We start from the raw sequence: 19,104 nt of genomic DNA, 5'->3' as shown, positions 1-19,104 counted from the left end.
AATTTAATCTAAGTACAACAGAATACTAAATAACTAATTCTAAGTTTAAGAATAAATTAATAAGGTATTTCGGGATATCTTATGCATACATTTTCATCTATGAATCTTCCCTGAGATCTAATTCTACTCACCTTATATTTTTTTATCAAATTAAAATTTATTTATGACGACTATAGCACATATCTCTCAAAACACATCTGTACTTAATGATAAAAATCCATACCAAAAAAGAACAACTACTGTACTTTAAGTTACACAATAGCTGCTGATTAGACCATGCTTTAGGTAGAAGCTTCAAGAAAATATTAGAGTTAACTTTTATAAAGAAACGAGAACACAAGTTCAGCATTTTTGACTGGAATACTTAAATCAGACTTAAAACTGCTGTCATAAGTTTTTAAAAAACGCAGCAATCAAAATGCCATTTAGGTTCACTTGGAGGAGATACTAATGAGCGGAAACAACACAATAATTCAAAAGCTAGTCAGCTTCGCTGGAGTTGCTACTGCCAGTGTACTAATTAGTGTGCCAGCCTTGGCAATGCCTAATTCTAACTCTAAAGAGATATTGATTAGTGAGGCTCCAGACAATAGTACCATTATCTCTCAAAGTCGCACAACAACTAATGACAGTGGTAATAGTAATACACAGAGAGTACAAGATGAAAACAATAGCCCTATAAACCGGGCTGAGACATATTCCAATCCCCGCACCACTGGTAATGAGCGTAACCAAAATGGTGTTACCAACGGTAATCAAAGTACTCCAAGCGGCACAATTCAGTACAACCGTTCTAACACCAGCAACCAACAAAACCAGCCTACCCAAAATCCCCGTATCACTGGTACTGAGCGGGAACAAAATAGTGTTACTAACGGAAACCGACGCACTCCTACCTCAAATACTGGCACAACTCAGTACAGACGTACTAATAGCACAAATGGAACTACCGAAAGCCAGTACAACCAAACAGGCACAACTGGAACTAGCGGAACTCAACGCAATCAGTACAATAACCAGAACAATACTACTCCTAGAAACCAGCGTAGCCAAAATATAAATGACACCACAACACCCACAAACAATACAGGTGTTAACAACAACACAAGCGGACAAAATAATAATAAAGGTGTCAGCGCATTGTGGTAAAAGTACGTAGGTTGGGTTGAGGAACGAAACCCAACTTATATACTTAAAGGTTGGGTTTCACTTCGTTTAACCCAACCTGCTTAAATATGGTAGCAATAGTATAAAAAATACTTACTTTTTTTAAGTATATTAAATTCTATATCTATAAATAGATGAAATTCAAATCTTTTTCAGGGAAGTTATTTGCATTCATTTGTTTCTGCTCTTTATATTGCAGTCCCGAAATTTCGTATGCTGCGGATGAGCCAAATATTTCTCATGATTTATGGAATGAGTTAGAAATTATACCAAAAAAGTATAATGATTTGATTGATAAATTAACACACTTAAAGATTAGTCTTAGTCGTCGTCAAGTAACACTTTATAAAGGAAACGCCCCAATTAAGAGTTATGCGATCGCAATAGGACGTCCAGGATGGGAAACACCAGTTGGTAAATACCGGGTAATGGATATGATGGAAAAGCCCACTTGGATACATCCTTGGACAGGAGAAGCGATCCCTGGTGGAAACCCTGAGAATCCATTAGGTAACTATTGGATTGGGTTTTGGACAAATGGTAAACACTGGATAGGTTTTCACGGTACACCAAATCAAGAGTCAGTTGGTAAAGCCGCCTCACACGGTTGTATTCGGATGTATAACAAAGATGTAGAGGAATTATTCACTCAAGTTAATTTGGGAACACCAGTGATCGTAGAGCGATAAGCACAAAAGCTTCTCAATAGATTAATTAGTGTTGATAAAATAATATACGTATATATGTTTACTATTTTTAAAGTATATCTTTTGGGTGAGGCACAACTGTATTTAGTAAGGAAAAATACGTAAGTAACACTGAAATACATTAAGCCCTAAAAAATAATTGTGACACACCTTAAACCCCGAGCAAATCGGGGTTTTTCATAGAGATAAAATAGTTAGTTGCTATATTAAATTTTGTCTGACCTTGTCCTCTCCCTTGTTACCCATAACACGTTGTAAAATTTTGTCTACTGTTTGAGCAAATACTACATCTCCCCTAGCTCTAGGACGTGGTAAAGAAATTGATAAATCTGTAGCTATTTGACCAGTTTCAATTAAAATCACTCTGTCTGCTAAAACTACAGCTTCTTCCACATCATGGGTAATCAGTAAAGCGGTAAACTTTTGCTCTTGCCACAAATTTTCTATTAATTGTTGCATTTCGATGCGAGTCAATGCGTCTAGCGCACCAAGGGGTTCGTCTAAAAGTAACAACAAAGGTTTACTTACCAATGCCCTTGCTAAAGCCACTCGCTGACGTTGTCCTCCAGATAGTACACTAGGCCAATCGTGAGCACGATCTTCTAGTTTGACAGAACGAAGAACTTGTAAAGCAGTTTGTTGTACAAATATTTTAGAGCCACGCAAGCCTAGTTCGACATTTGCCAGTACTCGCTGCCAAGGTAATAGACGTGCATCTTGGAACATCATCCGTACTCTTGGGTGAATTTTATGAGACTTTTTACCATTTAAAATTACTGCTCCGGCAGTTGGATTTTCTAGTCCAGCAATTAACCGTAGTAGTGTACTTTTACCACAACCACTGCGACCGACAACCGCCACAAATTCTCCTGGTTTAACTTGTAAATTTATGCCTTGTAGTACTTGTTTTGTGCCGAAGGATTTTCCCAAACCTTCAAGTTGCAAAGACATTCCACTTTCAGATTCCATAGTTTAATTGTTCCTATGCTTGGTCTGTAGGTGGTTGATGATCGCTAAATTGATTTAGTAATGCCTGCATAATTACTTCTGGATCATTTGTCTGAATTCCCAATTGTTCAGCAACTTGTTGGCGGATATTTTCATCTTGCTGCAATGCGACAAATAACTGATCGAGAGTAATGGTTTGAAATTCTCCTTCCTCTGGATTTTCTAATATTTGTGCTTGCTCACCTCCCAAGGGGGGGGTTGGGGGGTGCGTTGACGGTTTAGCATCTGGACCTTCATACTCTAAGATTGGCTCACCTTGGTTGCGCGTCAACAATTGCATTCCAATATCATATGCCTCGTCTCCAACTTCTCCAACCCCTAGCTCACCCAATTGTACCATTCGGTAAGCTAACTCGTTATTGGGTGTAGGTGATGCTAGTAGTTTGCTGCCAAAGCGTCGCAACCACTCTATCCAACGTTCAGTAGGAACGCGGTGTTCAATATTGTGAAGCCACTTTTGCGCCCAAGCTTGCCCTCTTACCTGATGCACTCCTTCTAACAGTTCTGTGAACAAAAATTCTAAGTCCGCATCGCTTAGGGGTGGAGGAGGTGTTTGGCGGACATGTTCCCTACCTTTTGCTAAAGTTTGTTTTCCGCCAAACAAACGTTGAAAAAACTTTTTAAGCCATTGAATTAGCCGCTGGAGCATTTGCACCCCTAAGATTTGTTTACCATAAGATTTTTACACGTCTAAGACTGATCGTAGCTGCATGCGGTTTCAGATTCCACACCCCTATTACTAAAAGATCAAAACTTTTTCTTGTTAGAGAATTTGTTTGGGTTCAATATGGTATCTTTGTACTAAAATAAGTAATTTATTCATTTGCTCATCGAGCCTCTACGTTTAAAATGGTCTAATCCCAAATTTCCCTGGGTGCTACTCATGAACCTTTAAAGTCATCGAACTGACTCATCCATGTCTTACGAACCCCTGCACCACAAGTATCGCCCAAAGAGTTTTGCTGAACTAGTGGGGCAAGAGGCGATCGCCACTACCCTCACTAACGCCATCCGGAGCAGCAAAATCGCCCCCGCCTATTTATTTACAGGTCCAAGGGGTACAGGTAAAACCTCTAGCGCCAGAATTCTGGCAAAATCGCTTAATTGCCTCAAAAGTGACAAACCCACAGAAAAACCCTGTGGCGTCTGTGATGTTTGTCAGGGGATCACCAAAGGCTACTCTTTAGATGTAGTTGAAATTGACGCTGCTAGCAACACAGGCGTAGACAACATTCGCGAAATGATCGAACGGGCGCAATTCGCCCCCGTTCAATGTCGCTACAAGGTTTATGTCGTCGATGAATGCTTAACCGGTGACTCGCTGGTACAAACAAGTGTTGGAGTAATGCGAATTGATGACCCCAACATCAAAGGAAAACAAGTTCTCAGCTATAACGACTCCAGAGGAGAGTGGGAATTCAAAAAAGTTCTCAGGTGGTTAGATCAGGGTGAACGCCAAACACTTATCATAACAACAACTAACCGTGTAATTAGATGCACTGGTAATCACTTAATTAGGACGGACAGGGGATGGACAGCAGCAAGAGACGTAAAAGAAGGAATGAGGATACTATCCCCTGTGAATGCGGCTGTAGTACGCTCATCTACAAATTTGGCACAGATGGACGTCTCCGGAAATTCGTTTCAGGACACCAGTTTAAGGGTAATACCTACGGGCAAAAATCGTACAATTTGGAATCAATCTTGGTACAAGCTGAATTACTGTGTCCCTTATGTGCCTGCGGTTGCGGAGAAAAACTTGATGTCCCTGCCTTCTTACAAAATAAAGGTAAAGGACTTACCAGTATACAGTCTTACTGGAAAAGACACCCGTACAAAAAAGGACACGGAATATGGGAACTTAGAACAAAAAATTTCCTTGCCGATGCCGAAGTGCTTTCACCAGAAACACTCGGACTTATCTACGGAACCCTACTTGGAGATGGCTCAATCACTTACCCAAATAAAAACAGTCGATTCCCCAGATTGGCTTGGACACACGCTCAAAAGCAGCAGGAATGGTTGGAATATAAAGCCCATCGTCTTTAAGTACTGCGACCAAAGCTACAATTCACACTTAACAAAGGATACGGTAAAGAATCAGTTACCTGCAAAACTTTGTGTCATCCCCAACTCAAAGATGTTTTTGACATTGTTAAACCAAATGGGGATAAAAAACTTGTCTCTATGGAGTGGCTCAATAGAATTACCCCAGAGGGAATTGCTTGGTGGTTCTGTGATGATGGATCGCTCAGCCTTAGTCCAGAAGGAAGTCCACAGATCCAATTGCACACAGAAGGATTCTCGGGCGAAGAAAATCAAATTATTGCCGATGGGCTTACAACAGTTGGATACCCAACAAAAACAAGATTTTACACAAGGAGTAGCACAGGTAAGATATATCACTATATTCGGATGGGCGCAGACGCCAGTAGAAAATTGTTGGCAGACCTTAGACAGTATTCAATTCCCTCAATGGACTACAAGTTTGGAAACGGTCGAATCTGTTCACCTCGCTGGAGTTGAACTTGTCTATGACATTGAAGTTGAAGATAATCACAACTTTGTTGCAAATGGGCTTCTCGTTCATAACTGCCACATGCTAAGTAGTCAGGCGTTCAATGCGCTACTTAAGACACTAGAAGAACCACCTAAGCAAGTAGTGTTTGTCTTAGCGACAACTGATCCCCAAAGGGTATTACCAACAATAATTTCTCGGTGTCAACGGTTCGATTTTCGCAGGATACCATTAGAGGCAATGGTAGTACATTTAAAGACGATCGCCTCTAAAGAAAGTATTAATATTAACCTTGAAGCGGTAACTTTAATTGCCCAAATTGCGCAAGGGGGATTACGTGATGCAGAAAGTCTCCTTGACCAGTTAAGTTTATTACCAGGGGAAGTGACACCAGAGCAAGTTTGGGACTTAGTTGGAACAGTAAGCGAAAAAGACTTGCTGACACTGTTAAGTGCGATCGCCTCTGACACCCCCGAAGCTGTGCTTGACTATACCCGTAAAATCCTAGATCGTGGTCGTGAACCCTTAACTATTCTTCAAAATCTAGCCTCCTTCTATCGCGATTTACTCATCGCTAAAACAGCACCTAACCGCAATGACTTAATTGCTTGTACTCATCAAACCTGGAAAGAACTAGTTGATTTTGCTCAACAATTAGAAATAAATACAATTTTAGTCGGACAGCAAAATTTACGAACTGCTGAAGCCTTACTAAAAAACACCACTCAACCACGTTTGTGGTTAGAGATAACATTGCTAGGATTATTACCCTCAGCTAATGTTAACGTTATACAAAACAGTAGAAAACCACCATCATCACCGCACGAAACAAAATCAGCAGATCCCCCCAACCCTCAACCCCAAACAAACCACTCCCCAACTGACAAACTCACAAACTCACAAACTCCCCAACTCACAAACTCACCAACTTCCCCACTCACAAACTCACCAACTCCCCCACAATCGCCACCTACTCAAGTCGAAGCATTATCATCAGCATCTCCATCAGAGGAAGATACAGCGGAGACACCAGTTGACAAGAGCCAAGTCTGGCAACAGATACTTGCCAATTTTCAGCCGATTTCACGACGCGAGTTACTACGTCAAATGTGCAATTTAACTGAGTTTGACGGTACTGTAGCTAGAATTACTGTTAAGCAAGCATGGTATAAAAAAGTACAAGCTGATTTACCGAAAATTGTTGCAGCGTTTAAGGAAACTTTTCAGAGTGAAGTTAAAGTAAATTTAGAATTAGCGTCATCAACTTCTAACCCACCTCCAACTTCACAAAATCAGCAGACAACTCCCAGTAAAAATATATCTATTACTCCTGCTATTGAAGTTTCAAACCCAGCACCAAAACCAACAATCAAAACTGAATCTACAGTAAATCCTCCTACGACACCGCCATCTCCACCACCATCATCCCCAGCCGCTCAAGATAATTGGGAAACTGATGAAGCAGCGATCGCAGTACAACGTCTAGCACAATTTTTTGACGGAGAAATCATCCCATTTATAGATGATACCGCTGTAGACAATTTAGCTACATCTGAATTGACAGATGAATTAGAAATCGATGAGGAATTTTAAGATTTGCTAATTGCTAATTGTTAATTGTTAATTAATCTTAACCATTAACAATCAACAATTAACCATAAGCTACTTTCCTTGGTGAATTGTTTTCACCCATTTCAATCGCTTTGGTCTAACTGACATGCGGGCAGTAGTACTGGTAACTACTAATACCCAATGAATCATGTATAAAGTACTACGAAGCGTTTGAAATAATAACAGAAAATAAGTAGAAATTTTGAGATCTTGATTTTGACGTATTCGCTTTAATCCAGCAAACATCCATGCCATAGACAAAGTAACTGTTAAACCAGTTACAGGGCTGAGGATTGGAGGACGATGACGGGTAATTGCCATTAAAAGATCTGGTAATGCAGCAGTAGGTAAGATGTACTGGATGAACATAAACATGAGCAGATCCCAAGTTTTGCGTGTACCCATACGGTTGCGCAAAATGAGATCCCAGTAATCCAAATACCGCTGATATCCGCCTTCTGCCCAACGGTTACGCTGATGCCACAAAGCGATCGCACTAGTTACACCTTCTTCATTGACAGCTGGATATAACAAGCAGTCAATATCCCACTGATCTAGATGTAAACGGAAAGTCAGATCTAAATCATCTGTAATAGTTTCCTCATTCCAGCCACCGCATCTGATAAGTGCTTTGCGCCGGACAAATTGACCGTTACCACGTAATTCAGCGATCCCACCAATTGCTGCTCGTTGCTGCTGGTAAAAAATATCCAGTGCCATTTCTGCGGCTTGTCCCTTTGTCCAAAAATTTTCTGAGCTATTGGCGATCGCTTTGCGCACTTGCACCGCCCCTAGTTTTTCTTGTTGAAACAAAGGTATTACCCGCAACAGCAAATCAGATGTTACCTGAGCATCTGCATCAAACACTGCTACTATGTCACCTTGACATAGTGGTAGTACTTGATTCAATGCCCCTGACTTTCCGCCACTTGCATTGCTTTTACGGCGCAAAACTTTCAGGTTTTCGTATTCTTGTGCTATTTCAGCTAATAATTGCGGCGTTTTATCGCTGCTGTTATCGTCAATTATCCAGACTTCGTAGCGTTCTTTGGGATATTCCAAGCTACAAAGATTCTTGACTAAATTGCCAATAACTGCTTCTTCATTTTTCGCTGCCACTAACAAGGATACATAAGGAAAATCCGCTTGTATTTCAACGCTAGCGTGGCGGGGTTTAGCTAGCACCACAACCAGGGCATGAATCCCGATTATAGTGGTTAGCCCTAATACTAACAAAGAACCCCAAGAAGCTATATGCAAAGCGATTGTACCGCTCCAGACCATCGTCAAAACTAGAGCGGCTTTGCGTCTACGAGCTTTAAACCGGGATGGAAGAGACAGAGAATTTAGTGCCTCTTCCATCGACTCCTCTTCTTCTGAAAGGTCAGAAAATAGAGAATTAAGCGGCTCAAACTCGTTGTAGGAATCGTTTTCGGGCCAGGAATTCGCTGGCATAGGTCACTTGATTCAACCACCAATATTTATCTACACCCATAAAGAAGCTGGGTATCAGGTAACACCAAACAGTGCAACCCTCACAAACCTTTAGCTTACCTTGAGAAGTGCGGTAATTTTCCACTTCTTGCGACTCTCGATATAAATCGTACAATCGTCCCTGAATCGGAATTCCGGTTTGGGCGAAGTGGTAACAAGGTAGCAGCAGTTCGTCATTAGGAGAAATAGCAATGACAGCATCCACCGCTTTACAGCGAGGATTTTTGGTGTCATTGCCTCCAGCTTCAATAAAAGCCAGTGCTGCCTTATTGTACCCGACATTTTTATATTTCTTAGCAGTAGCTTCTATTGCCGCTACCATTTCGGGGGTAGGATTCTTATTTGAGTTGTAGTGATCGTGTGCTGTAAAAGCTGGGTTGAGCCACACTCGAACACCTAGTTGTTTGCCTAACTCACCAATTTCATCAATCCGCGAATAATTTTGGGCAGTAACGGTGTGATTGAGAACTGGGTATTCTCCCAATGATTTAGCAATTTTCACCGATTCTACCAGTGTGTCAAAAATCTTTACACCACGTGAATGATCGTGAGTTTCTGCATCAGCACCATCCAAAGAAAAATTCAAAAAGTCCACCAAGCCTTGAATCTGTGTGGCTTTCTTTGGATACAGAATGGTATTCGTCGTTATGCTGGTATAAAAACCTTGTTCTTTCGCCTCCGTATAAATTTCTCCAACATCTTGTCGTAGCAAAGGTTCACCACCCGTAAAATCCACATATTTGACTCCTAAACGGCGTAAATCTGTCAAATTACGTTTAATGGTTTCAAAATCAGCTTCTTGTCCTGGTTCTAATGCCCAAATGTTACAAAAATGACACCGTGCATTACAGCGGTATGTCAAGTAGTAGTTTGCAGCCAGTGGAGCCATACTATGAAATAAGCGCAAAGTTTTCCTTAAGACATATTGAAACGGAGTTAACCAACAGTCAACCAATTTTGGATTTTGGTTTTGGATTGACTGCATCTGCAAGTTATGTTTGATTGAACATTTTTTGGGAATACTAGTAAAAACACTAACACAGAACTCTTGTCATCCAACTTGAGGAGTACAAATTGTGTCTTTAGAACAAATTCAGCCTGCAAATGCGCAACAAGCAAGTGTCTACTTGCCATATATTCAAGGTAGTAAACGTAATTTGTTACCTTACGCAATCAGCGTGTATCAAAAAGGCGTTTTGGAAGGACAGCGTAAAATCGAAGGTAGCGATAACATTCCTTTTGTCGCTAGTTGGAATGTCGCCACCTTGCCTTTAGACTTAACTCGTTGCCGCCTACAGTTTGACGGCAACGCGGAACTCAGTTATGAAGTCATGATTACAAGTTTCGAGTTTATTAATTTTTTAATAGAACTTTTAGAAAATAGTAAACGTTATCGTGTAATTGATTTTTCCCAAACATTCTACCGCAAATTGCTGCGTATAGAAGATTTAGTTAGTTCGTAGAGACGTTCCGCCGGAACGTGTGTACCATGTTTTTGCCGTATCTGGTTCCCATGCTCAGCATGGGAATGCATTCCTTGGAGGCTCTGCCTTCTCCACCTGAGCAAGTGGCAGAGCCACTAAACAGGCATTCCCAGGTGGAACCAGGGAACGAGATGCCGAACTTCTCTACCATTCGAGGCAGTATTTTCCTATCAAAGCTAACTTCGACATAAAATTTAGTAAATGTCTAGCTGCGTTCTGTGGACAAGATTGAAATTAGGAGTGCAGGTGTGCCAAAATCAGCTAAATTTTTACTAATTGGATCGACGGAGGCTTACAGCGGTAAATCAGCAACGGTTTTGGGCTTGGCTTATCAGCTACAGCAGACAGGATTGGATATTGCCTACGGTAAACCATTGGGTACTTGTTTGCGAGAGTTTCAAGGAACTTTGGTTGAGGAAGATGTTCAGTTCATTGTCGAAAACCTTAATCTCAACGAAAATAGAGTTGCACCCACGTTGCTGGCTTTAGATGAAGTAGCTGTGCAAAAACGTCTACGAGGTGAAGATCAAACCGATTATCACCAGTCTCTAAGGCAATATCTACAAATGTCCTGGGGAAATTTAGTATTGCTAGAGGGTCCTGGTAATCTAGAAGAAGGCAGTTTATTTGGCTTGTCCTTGCCACAGGTAGCTTCTGTTGTTGATGCGGCTGTACTTTTGGTAGCTCGTTATAAATCGCTCCTCTCGGTAGAACCCTTGTTGTCGGCTAAACAGCGTTTGGGCGATCGCCTAATTGGTGCTGTCATCAACGATGTTCCCGCACAACAACTACAAGCGGTTAATGCTAATATTCGTTTATTTCTAGAACAGCATGGTATTCCAATACTAGGAATACTGCCGAAAAGCGAGTTGTTACGTAGTGTCAGCGTTAGGGAACTAGTACACCAGCTCAAGGCAGAAGTTCTTTGCCGTGGCGATCGCTTAGATTTAATGGTCGAAAGTTTAGCGATTGGCGCAATGAATGTTAATGCGGCGGTGAAATATTTCCGTCTACGCCGTAATATGGCAGTAGTTACAGGAGGCGATCGTGTAGAAATTCAGCAAGCGGCTTTGGAAACTTCCACTCAATGCTTAATCCTGACTGGACAACTACCTCCTCCCTCTTTTATCCTTCACCGTGCCGAAGAACTAGAAATTCCGATTTTGTCGGTTGATTTAGACACTCTCACCACTGTAGAAATTATTGACCGTACTTTTGGTAGCGTGCGTGTTCATGAACCAATTAAAGTTCATTATATTCGGCATCTAATGGCTGAACATTTTGACCTCAAACGCTTACTCACTTTATTGGATCTCAATCCGGCGTTGTCGTTGCCATAGTAATTAGTTTAACAGGAAGTGGGGGTCTTTCCCCTACTCCTCTACCCTCCATCAAGAAATGCTACTTTTTTAGAACAAATACCTTGAGGGTAGCCACCCTTAGTTTGCTAAAATATCTAGGTCGTTTAATCTGCCAATCTTCCGTCTTTGAGCCAATCAATAGACCTTATTAACGTAGACACACTAGCGCAAGAACTGGCGACAATCCAGCAAACCGGTTCTAAGCGCATTGCTGTACTGGGTTCGCGCCATGTTCCGATCACCCATCAAAATCTGATTGAGATGATGATCTACGCGCTGGTTTTATCAGGAAATCGAATTATCACTTCTGGTGCGACAGGAACCAATTTAGCTGCCATTAAGGGAGCAATGCGGGCTGATGCCAATTTGTTGACAGTGATTCTACCTCAAAGTTTGGAACGCCAACCTTATGAATCTCGCCAACATCTAGAACAGGTAATGCACCTAGTGGAAAATCCTGGCAACGATCATCTTTCCCTCGCCGAAGCTAGTTACTTGTGCAACAAAGAGATTATCTCGCGTTGCCAGCAACTAGTTTGCTTTGCTTTTCATGACAGTCGCACTTTGCTCCAAAGCTGTAAAGATGCAGAAGAACAAAGAAAAGTAGTAACACTATTCTACTTCGATTAGTCATTAGTCCTTAGCTAATAGCTAATAGCTAATAGCTAATGGCTAATGGATATAGAACAATCAACAATTAGCAATGGCTATTTTTTTATACTCTATTGCGGCTGCTGCCGTACTACTTTACATTACTTAATCTTCCATGGCTTCTACGTATTCATTTGACATTGTAAGTGATTTTGATCGACAAGAGTTAGTTAACGCTGTTGACCAAACTGTGCGCGACATTAAAGGTCGTTACGATCTAAAAGATACTCAAACTACTGTTGAATTGGGTGAACAAAGTATTACTATTAATACTGACAGTGAGTTCACATTAGAATCTGTACACACAATATTGCGAGAAAAAGCTGCTAAGCGCAACCTCTCTCAAAAAATCTTTGATTTTGCTACAGTAGAATCAGCAAGCGGTAGTCGCGTTCGTCAAGAAGTTAAACTCAAAAAAGGTATCCCTCAAGAAATCGCTAAACAAATTTCTAAGTTGATTCGTGACGAATTTAAAAAGGTACAATCTTCTATTCAAGGAGATGCTGTACGTGTGACTGCTAAAGATAAAGACGAATTGCAATCTGTTATTCAACGCTTGAAGCAAGAAGATTTATCTGTTGCTTTGCAATTCACCAATTACCGTTAGAAAGAAGGCAGCAGATACCCGACTTCTTTAAGAAGTCGGGTATCTATAGCTAATTACAATACTTTGTGAGTATGGGAATGCTGCTTAATGTTATCTTCCTTCGTAACAACTCGTGTAGCATTTATAACTCGTTTACGCTCAGTTGAGTATTTAAACTCATTATATGTAGAGCCAAGAGGAATTAAAGATTTAGCTTGTTCATGACTTTTGTATGTACGAGCAGTAGCGATCGCTCTTACCACAAATTCGTCACAAAATTGAGCCGATTCAGGTAACTGAGCTAATTTTTGGGGTTCTTCACCGTTAATTACAGATCCCAAAGTTGTGGCGCAAGCAAATTGATAAGAAGTTGGAATACCTTTAAGCAAGGCTTCTAAGGCAGCTGAAGGAATGGGTTCTATCACTTCAACTTGATGAACTTCTCCCTCTAACTTCACAAAACAGGTTGCTAAACCAATCACGATGTAATCATCTTGTACTAAATCGGGAGCATTATGGTAGGGAGTTGTAGTTGTCATTATAATTTCTCTTAAAGCTTAAGAATTGCTTAAAAAATTTCAGATGAGGAAATTCATGTGTTTTGAGTTAGATATAGCACTCAAGGCACAAGATGTGCTTGCTCCTATCTACTCACTACTTTGACAGCTTATTGACATTCTACCAGTTTGTGGAAATATCTTCCTTTTGGAGTAATCTCCAAGATTTATTTTGATTTTTTCAGGAATTCGACTTGGGGATGAAGTATCAAATATTAGATTGAATCATCAATTAAAAAAGAGTGCTGTTACTTTGGGTACTTTCAGACACCTTAATAAGTGACACAGGGGCAAAACCAACTCCATAACGAAAAATATAAGTTTATCAACAAGAGCAAGCAGCTTAGGTAGGACGGTGATATGAAGAATCAATCATTTTTTCCATCTTGTAACAAGCAAAACCAACTCTGCAAAGTTGTTAATGATACGGGTGTTACTCAAAGTGACTTGAATGCTCAAGACAGCTACTTACGCTCTTATGCTTTAAAATTAGCTCGATTAGGAAATTATACAGAAGCGATCACGCTGTTGAGCCAACTCATTGACCGCTCTCCTCATAATGCCATAGATTACAACAACAGAGGTCTAATTTATTTCCAAAGTGGACAGCAGCAAAAAGCAATTACAGATTATAACACAGCTTTGCAACTTAATCCCAAATTAGTCAGTGCATATAACAATCGGGCAAATTATTATGCGGCATGTGGAGAATTAACTGCAGCCCTTGTAGATTATGAAATCGCATTAGATTTAGATCCGAGCCATGGGAGAGCTTGGATTAACCGAGGTATTACTTTACGTGACTTGGGGCAGTACTATGAAGCAATTGAGAACTTTGAGATTGCACTGCTGTTCGGTCAATTGAATGGTCACATTTTCGCTGAACGAGGCAGAACTTATCATCTTTGGGGCGACTGGAATTGTGCGATTGCTGATTATCGCCGCGCTCTAACTCAACTGCCATCTTGTGGTAGCTCTTATGAGCCTGGTAGACGCTTAGCTGTGCAAGTAGAAAACTGGTTACACGAGCTACTTGATCCCCAGCACTTTCAACTTGAGGGTTAAAAGTTCTTTCTTTTTACTTGTCAGGGTGCTTCTGACTGTTGAACTTCTGTTACGTCCTTTGGTAACACAACTTGACGTTGGTTGGGTGCAAATCTATTACTTTGTTCTTGCATAATACTCTGCGCTTGGCGGGGATCAAAACTACGGCTAAATTGTGAGTGCAAATTGTTAACTCGTAGTTCCATGATCTTGATTTCTGTACGAATTTCTCTAAGCTTTTCTTGCTGTAACCAGTGATAAGGCAAAAGTTGTGTTAAAGCAGACAATGCTGTTGCGGAAATTACTATGTTTACACCGATTTTTGCAGTTGTTTCCAAAGCCATCACTTGATATGAGCGTAAACGTTGGTGTCGTTTGTGACGTGGAACCCGACGTTTTGGAGTTGGTTGTGGCGGAAGCCCGGATGGTTGAATCGCGTTCATAATCGTGAAGATAATCTTGCTGTTGTGTGGTTCAAGAGGTAAACAGCTTTCTTAATACTATTTACTGTTTTATTTAGCTGTCATATTACTTCATTGTTTTTGCGATCGCCACACTTGTATTAATGGATAAAAAATTAACCTAGTTTTTATACGTATTTATGATTTCATCTAGTTCATGGGGTACGGGGGAGCCAGTGCTGTGGGAGGAGTTTCCCTCCGTGGGCATCTGGCGTTACGGTGAGCAATTCTCTCCTACCCCCTACACCCCATGAACTAAGGTTTCGGCTTTACTTATAAAGTTCTGTTGCCAATCGCCAAGCCAAAACACCTGGAATCAACGCTACCAGCAAAGCAATGTACACTTGAAAATCGGATATAGAAGACATGGTTGTAAACCTCCCATTCTCAACAAATGATCTACACTTCTACTACTTTTCCCTGTTTTGTAGAGAATGGGGAATAATTTGTTACAGAATGCAATAAAAGGAGTCAGGAGTCAGGAGTCAGGAGTCAGGATACGGGAGTCAGGAGTTTAATTAAGTTGTGTAAGTATATATGAATTTTTATTTAGGCATTGATTTTGGCACATCTGGCGCACGCAGCATAGTAATTGATGAGCAAGCTAATATCCAGGCAGAAGTCCGCTATCCCTTCACAATGTCAAATGTCTCTGACGTAACAATTTGGCAAACTGCTCTGTTTAGTTGTTTAACCGAGCTACCCAGAGAATTCCGACGCGAGATGAAAGCGATCGCAATCAATGGCACTTCTTCTACTGTCTTACTATGTGATAGTGCCGGAATTCCTGTAGATACACCAATGCTATATAATGATGCACGGGGAGCAGTGGTGATGGAACAGTTGCGGAGTATCGCTCCACCACACCATACAGTACTAAGTGCGACATCTAGTCTGGCTAAACTTTTATGGCTGTCGCAATTACCCAGTTTTGCCTCTGCTAAATATTTCCTACACCAAGCAGACTGGCTGGCATTTCTCCTCCACGGACAACTAGGCATCAGTGATTACCATAACGCTTTAAAGCTAGGTTATGATCTGTTAGAGCTAAAATATCCAGAATGGTTAGAAAAACTGCAATTAAAAATTCATCTACCCAAAGTAGTAAATCCAGGAACTCCTATTGCCGAGTTACGCCGTGATATTGCAGTTGAGTATGATTTTCCGAGTAATTGCCTAGTGTGTGCGGGTACAACTGATAGTATTGCTGCTTTTATTGCCAGTGGTGCGCAAATGCCAGGAGAAGCAGTGACTTCCCTCGGTTCTACACTTGTCTTAAAGCTATTAAGCCGCACCCGTGTAGAAGATGCAAGGTACGGAATTTATAGTCATCGCTTTCCCCCTCTTTTTAATGGAGGGATACAGTCTGTAATGTGGCTAGTTGGCGGTGCTTCTAATACAGGAGGTGCAGTTTTACGGCACTTTTTTACAGATGCCGAGTTGGAAAATCTCAGTCGTGAGATAGATGGGTCAATAGCTAGTCAGTTGGATTATTATCCTTTGTTGAAAGCAGGCGATCGCTTTCCGATTAATGATCCCAATTTACCACCAAGACTGGAACCCCGTCCTGATCGTCCCGAAGAATTTCTACATGGATTGCTCGAAAGTATTGCGCGTATAGAAGCAAGAGGGTATTTTCTGTTACAAGAACTAGGCGCAGAGCGATTAACTCGTGTTTATACTGCTGGAGGTGGTGCAGTCAATCCTACTTGGACTCATATTAGGCAGCGTTGTTTGCAAGTTCCTGTGTTACGCTCTGTACATAAAGAAGCTGCTTATGGAACGGCTCTTTTGGCAATGCGTGGTACTGAGAGTAATATTTAATTAGTTCATATTATTTGTTTCAGTATTTTCACTGATAAATTGGAAATTAATAATTAAGTGAAAATTCGCTTCTATTCATAAATTATATTTGTCTAAATTAGAAGTTGAAAAGTATAGCTTTAAAAAGCTGTTAAGTAAATGCATTTTTATAGTATAGCAATTTTGCTTCCCATGAAGTACAACCTTTTTCTTGTGGGATGGGCATAAGCGCCCTTCCATTTGTAGATGGGTATTTTTGCCCACCTGACAAGATATGGCTTAAGCCCTTACCTTTGTCAAAACGTCTATGACTTAAATTAGCTTTACTATATGAATTTACCAGAATTAATTACTAACAAGAATGTTAATTTAACCAATTGCGATCGCGAACAAATTCACATTCCCGGTTCAATACAGCCCCACGGAATACTCTTGGTATTGTCACTACAATTAGAAATAGTTCAAATTAGTAATAACACTGATAATTTAATTGGAATTTTTCCTTACCAATTGTTAGGAAAACATTTATCATATTTACTATATCAAGAATATATCACTGCCATTGAAAGCTGTCTCCAAGAAGATTTTGAATATATCAATCCCTTAAAAATACTGGTTTCTAATCAAGGTAAGACGACTACTTTTAATGGAGTTATTCATCGTTTACAACAAAAATACCTGATTTTAGAGCTTGAACCATTTACTGTTAAAGAAAGTGGATTTTTCAACTTTTACTCTTTAACTAAAAGCGCACTCAGCAAAATGCAACAAGTAGCTTCTTTGAGTGAATTGAGTGCCGTAATTGTCAAAGAAATCCGCAGAATAACAGGTTTTGACAGAGTAATGGTATATCGATTTGCCACTGACTGTTCTGGTGTAGTAATTGCCGAAGATAAACCAGAACAGTTACAATCTTTTCTTGGTTTACACTACCCAGACTCTGACATTCCCAAACAGGCAAGACATCTATATACGATTAACCCACTACGCCTAATCCCCGATGTAAAATATAAGCCTGTCGCAATTATTTCCCACAAAGAGGTAGAGACGCTCCGGCGGAGCGTCTCTACCGAAACCATGATTTCTCCCCCACCCCTTGATTTAAGTTTCAGTGTATTAAGGAGTGTTTCTCCAATGCACATTGAATACCTCAATAACATGGAAGTGGCAGCGAGTATGTCAATTTCATTAATTAAAAATAACCAACTTTGGGGATTAATTGCCTGTCATCATCAAAGTACTAAGTTTGTACCCTATGAAATCAGAACAGTTTGTGAGTTTTTAGGACAAGTGATGTCTTTGGAACTTACAGCCAAAGAAGAAAATGAAAATTTAGATGAGAAATTATATTTAAAGTCTATTCAAAATAAATTTATTGATAATGTTGCGCGAGCGCAAGATTTCCTTGATGCTTTAGTTCAAGATAGAGTAAATTTGCTGAAGCTGGTGAAAGCTGAGGGTGCGGTAGTATGTGTCGATGGACATTTAACAACTATTGGTACAACACCTTCAGAGTCTCAAATCCATGACTTAATAAGTTGGGTGGGTGATAAGTTTGAGAATTATCTATTTGTCACCGATTCTTTACCACAAAAATATTCTTATGCAATGGAATTTAAAGACGTAGGTTCGGGAATGCTTGCTCTTTCTATTAACCGGATTCGGAACAATTACGTACTGTGGTTTCGCCCAGAAATGTTAAAGCACGTAAATTGGGCGGGGAATCCGCAAAAGCCAATCTTATACGAAGCCGATGGCAGTTTTACGCTTTTTCCACGCAAGTCTTTTGAACAGTGGCAAGAAACGGTGCGCCATAAATCTCTACCTTGGCAGCAGTATGAAATTGATGGAGCAATTGAACTGAGAAGCGCGATTGTTGGGATTGTACTTCGCAAAGCCGAAGAACTAGCGGTAATTAACTTGGAATTAGAACGTAGTAATAACGAGTTGGATGCTTTTTCCTACATTGCCTCTCACGATCTTAAAGAACCATTACGAGGCATTCACAACTATTCTACATTTTTGCTAGAAGATTATAGCAGTATTTTGAGTGAGGATGGAGTTACTAAGTTAGAAACTTTAGTTCGCCTGACAAAGCGGATGGAAGATTTAATCAATAGTCTGCTGCATTTTTCTCGTTTGGGAAGACAAGAGTTAAATATGCAACTTATTGATTTCAACGAGTTGGTGAAAAATGTTTCTGAAGTCTTCCATATGAGCAAAGGCAATGTTAGTATTGATATCCGCATTCCCAAAACTTTACCAAAAATTCGTGGCGATCGCCTCTTACTTGAGGAAGTGTTAACGAATTTGATTGGTAACGGCTTCAAATACAATGAAAGCTCTGAGAAATGGGTAGAGGTTGGATATTTAGAGTCCTCTTCTACACCAAACGAAAACCAAGTAGAGGATTCTCCTACTCAAAAGTGGACGTTTTACATTCAGGATAATGGCATTGGGATTCGTGCAAAACATCTCGATACTATCTTTCGGATTTTTAAGCGGCTGCATGCTCCTGGCAAATATGGCGGTGGTACAGGCGCGGGGTTAACCATTGTCAAAAAAATTATTGAACGACACGGAGGAAATGTTTGGGTTGAGTCTACCTACGCTCAGGGCAGTACCTTCTATTTCACTTTGCCACGTTAAATA

The 19,104-nt window shown here is 40.5% G+C and carries 18 protein-coding genes; 11 read left to right on the top strand and 7 right to left on the bottom strand.

The window, feature by feature from the left end; all coding sequences use genetic code 11:
- Window positions 1-450 precede the first annotated feature (450 nt).
- On the top strand, window positions 451-1,149 hold the full coding sequence (locus ICL16_RS29915; protein ID WP_190835236.1) for a hypothetical protein: 699 nt from the start codon (window positions 451-453) through the stop codon (window positions 1,147-1,149).
- Window positions 1,150-1,301: 152 nt separating this feature from the next.
- Window positions 1,302-1,856, top strand: coding sequence for a L,D-transpeptidase (locus tag ICL16_RS29910; protein WP_190835235.1), 555 nt, complete (start codon window positions 1,302-1,304; stop codon window positions 1,854-1,856).
- A 219-nt stretch (window positions 1,857-2,075) separates the two neighbouring features.
- Here ICL16_RS29910 and ICL16_RS29905 read toward each other — a convergent pair whose 3' ends face one another.
- Window positions 2,076-2,843 carry an ATP-binding cassette domain-containing protein gene (locus ICL16_RS29905; protein ID WP_190835234.1) on the bottom strand — a complete coding sequence of 256 codons (768 nt, stop codon included), beginning with the start codon at window positions 2,841-2,843 and terminating at the stop codon, window positions 2,076-2,078.
- A gap of 13 nt (window positions 2,844-2,856) precedes the next feature.
- Window positions 2,857-3,531 (bottom strand): hypothetical protein, encoded by a 675-nt coding sequence (locus ICL16_RS29900; RefSeq protein WP_190835233.1) that lies wholly within the window; start codon window positions 3,529-3,531, stop codon window positions 2,857-2,859.
- 267 nt (window positions 3,532-3,798) lie between these two features.
- Here ICL16_RS29900 and dnaX point away from each other — a divergent pair, with 267 nt between their 5' ends.
- Window positions 3,799-6,993: a DNA polymerase III subunit gamma/tau gene (dnaX, locus tag ICL16_RS29895; protein ID WP_190835232.1), complete on the top strand. Its 3,195-nt coding sequence runs from the start codon at window positions 3,799-3,801 to the stop codon at window positions 6,991-6,993.
- A gap of 69 nt (window positions 6,994-7,062) precedes the next feature.
- On the opposite strand, the gene ICL16_RS29890 is transcribed toward dnaX, so the two are convergent.
- Window positions 7,063-8,466 (bottom strand): glycosyltransferase family 2 protein, encoded by a 1,404-nt coding sequence (locus ICL16_RS29890; RefSeq protein ID WP_190835231.1) that lies wholly within the window; start codon window positions 8,464-8,466, stop codon window positions 7,063-7,065.
- Window positions 8,420-9,394: a radical SAM protein gene (locus tag ICL16_RS29885; protein WP_190835287.1), complete on the bottom strand. Its 975-nt coding sequence runs from the start codon at window positions 9,392-9,394 to the stop codon at window positions 8,420-8,422. The genes ICL16_RS29890 and ICL16_RS29885 overlap by 47 nt, the downstream gene beginning before the upstream one ends.
- 187 nt (window positions 9,395-9,581) lie before the next feature.
- On the opposite strand from ICL16_RS29885, the gene ebsA reads away from it, so the two are divergent.
- The 5 genes from ebsA (at window position 9,582) to ICL16_RS29860 (ending at window position 12,608) form a co-directional block, all read left to right on the top strand.
- Window positions 9,582-9,968, top strand: coding sequence for a type IV pilus biogenesis protein EbsA (ebsA, locus tag ICL16_RS29880; protein ID WP_190835230.1), 387 nt, complete (start codon window positions 9,582-9,584; stop codon window positions 9,966-9,968).
- 26 nt (window positions 9,969-9,994) lie between these two features.
- A complete protein-coding gene (locus ICL16_RS29875) occupies window positions 9,995-10,180 on the top strand; it encodes a hypothetical protein (protein WP_190835229.1) in 186 nt (61 codons plus the stop codon).
- A gap of 57 nt (window positions 10,181-10,237) precedes the next feature.
- Complete coding sequence (locus ICL16_RS29870) at window positions 10,238-11,329, top strand: DRTGG domain-containing protein (RefSeq protein WP_190835286.1); 1,092 nt, start codon at window positions 10,238-10,240, stop codon at window positions 11,327-11,329.
- Window positions 11,330-11,476: 147 nt separating this feature from the next.
- The gene (locus ICL16_RS29865; protein WP_190835228.1) at window positions 11,477-11,980 is read left to right on the top strand and encodes a DNA-processing protein DprA; all 504 of its coding nucleotides are present in this window, start codon (window positions 11,477-11,479) and stop codon (window positions 11,978-11,980) included.
- Window positions 11,981-12,116: 136 nt separating this feature from the next.
- The gene (locus ICL16_RS29860; protein WP_190835227.1) at window positions 12,117-12,608 is read left to right on the top strand and encodes a YajQ family cyclic di-GMP-binding protein; all 492 of its coding nucleotides are present in this window, start codon (window positions 12,117-12,119) and stop codon (window positions 12,606-12,608) included.
- Between the two features lie 53 nt (window positions 12,609-12,661).
- Here the strand turns inward: ICL16_RS29860 and ICL16_RS29855 are convergent, their stop codons facing one another.
- Window positions 12,662-13,126: a hypothetical protein gene (locus ICL16_RS29855; protein WP_190835226.1), complete on the bottom strand. Its 465-nt coding sequence runs from the start codon at window positions 13,124-13,126 to the stop codon at window positions 12,662-12,664.
- A 378-nt stretch (window positions 13,127-13,504) separates the two neighbouring features.
- Between ICL16_RS29855 and ICL16_RS29850 the strand changes: the two genes are divergently transcribed.
- Window positions 13,505-14,209 (top strand): tetratricopeptide repeat protein, encoded by a 705-nt coding sequence (locus ICL16_RS29850; protein WP_190835225.1) that lies wholly within the window; start codon window positions 13,505-13,507, stop codon window positions 14,207-14,209.
- Between the two features lie 20 nt (window positions 14,210-14,229).
- Here the strand turns inward: ICL16_RS29850 and ICL16_RS29845 are convergent, their stop codons facing one another.
- Both ICL16_RS29845 and psaM read right to left on the bottom strand, forming a co-directional pair.
- A complete protein-coding gene (locus tag ICL16_RS29845; protein WP_190835224.1) occupies window positions 14,230-14,631 on the bottom strand; it encodes a slr1601 family putative cell division protein in 402 nt (133 codons plus the stop codon).
- 287 nt (window positions 14,632-14,918) lie between these two features.
- Entirely contained in the window at window positions 14,919-15,017 is a 99-nt protein-coding gene (gene psaM, locus ICL16_RS29840; RefSeq protein ID WP_190835223.1) for a photosystem I reaction center subunit XII, read from the bottom strand.
- A 169-nt stretch (window positions 15,018-15,186) separates the two neighbouring features.
- Between psaM and ICL16_RS29835 the strand changes: the two genes are divergently transcribed.
- Window positions 15,187-16,473 (top strand): FGGY-family carbohydrate kinase, encoded by a 1,287-nt coding sequence (locus ICL16_RS29835; RefSeq protein ID WP_190835222.1) that lies wholly within the window; start codon window positions 15,187-15,189, stop codon window positions 16,471-16,473.
- A gap of 309 nt (window positions 16,474-16,782) precedes the next feature.
- A complete protein-coding gene (locus tag ICL16_RS29830; RefSeq protein WP_190835221.1) occupies window positions 16,783-19,101 on the top strand; it encodes an ATP-binding protein in 2,319 nt (772 codons plus the stop codon).
- Window positions 19,102-19,104: the final 3 nt, after the last annotated feature.

The organism is Iningainema tapete BLCC-T55 (assembly GCF_014698965.1).
GTDB lineage: Bacteria > Cyanobacteriota > Cyanobacteriia > Cyanobacteriales > Nostocaceae > Iningainema > Iningainema tapete.
This window is presented reverse-complemented; position numbering and strand designations above follow the sequence as displayed.

What these genes read in the sequence shown, in the direction of transcription:
- ICL16_RS29915 (WP_190835236.1), top strand. Translation starts at nt 451, where the DNA reads ATGAGCGGAAACAACACAATAATTCAAAAGCTAGTCAGCTTCGCTGGA.
- ICL16_RS29910 (WP_190835235.1), top strand. Translation starts at nt 1,302, where the DNA reads ATGAAATTCAAATCTTTTTCAGGGAAGTTATTTGCATTCATTTGTTTC.
- ICL16_RS29905 (WP_190835234.1), bottom strand. Translation starts at nt 2,843, where the DNA reads ATGGAATCTGAAAGTGGAATGTCTTTGCAACTTGAAGGTTTGGGAAAA.
- ICL16_RS29900 (WP_190835233.1), bottom strand. Translation starts at nt 3,531, where the DNA reads ATGCTCCAGCGGCTAATTCAATGGCTTAAAAAGTTTTTTCAACGTTTG.
- dnaX (WP_190835232.1), top strand. Translation starts at nt 3,799, where the DNA reads ATGTCTTACGAACCCCTGCACCACAAGTATCGCCCAAAGAGTTTTGCT.
- ICL16_RS29890 (WP_190835231.1), bottom strand. Translation starts at nt 8,466, where the DNA reads ATGCCAGCGAATTCCTGGCCCGAAAACGATTCCTACAACGAGTTTGAG.
- ICL16_RS29885 (WP_190835287.1), bottom strand. Translation starts at nt 9,394, where the DNA reads ATGGCTCCACTGGCTGCAAACTACTACTTGACATACCGCTGTAATGCA.
- ICL16_RS29875 (WP_190835229.1), top strand. Translation starts at nt 9,995, where the DNA reads ATGTTTTTGCCGTATCTGGTTCCCATGCTCAGCATGGGAATGCATTCC.
- ICL16_RS29860 (WP_190835227.1), top strand. Translation starts at nt 12,117, where the DNA reads ATGGCTTCTACGTATTCATTTGACATTGTAAGTGATTTTGATCGACAA.
- ICL16_RS29855 (WP_190835226.1), bottom strand. Translation starts at nt 13,126, where the DNA reads ATGACAACTACAACTCCCTACCATAATGCTCCCGATTTAGTACAAGAT.
- ICL16_RS29850 (WP_190835225.1), top strand. Translation starts at nt 13,505, where the DNA reads ATGAAGAATCAATCATTTTTTCCATCTTGTAACAAGCAAAACCAACTC.
- ICL16_RS29845 (WP_190835224.1), bottom strand. Translation starts at nt 14,631, where the DNA reads ATGAACGCGATTCAACCATCCGGGCTTCCGCCACAACCAACTCCAAAA.
- psaM (WP_190835223.1), bottom strand. Translation starts at nt 15,017, where the DNA reads ATGTCTTCTATATCCGATTTTCAAGTGTACATTGCTTTGCTGGTAGCG.
- ICL16_RS29835 (WP_190835222.1), top strand. Translation starts at nt 15,187, where the DNA reads ATGAATTTTTATTTAGGCATTGATTTTGGCACATCTGGCGCACGCAGC.
- ICL16_RS29830 (WP_190835221.1), top strand. Translation starts at nt 16,783, where the DNA reads ATGAATTTACCAGAATTAATTACTAACAAGAATGTTAATTTAACCAAT.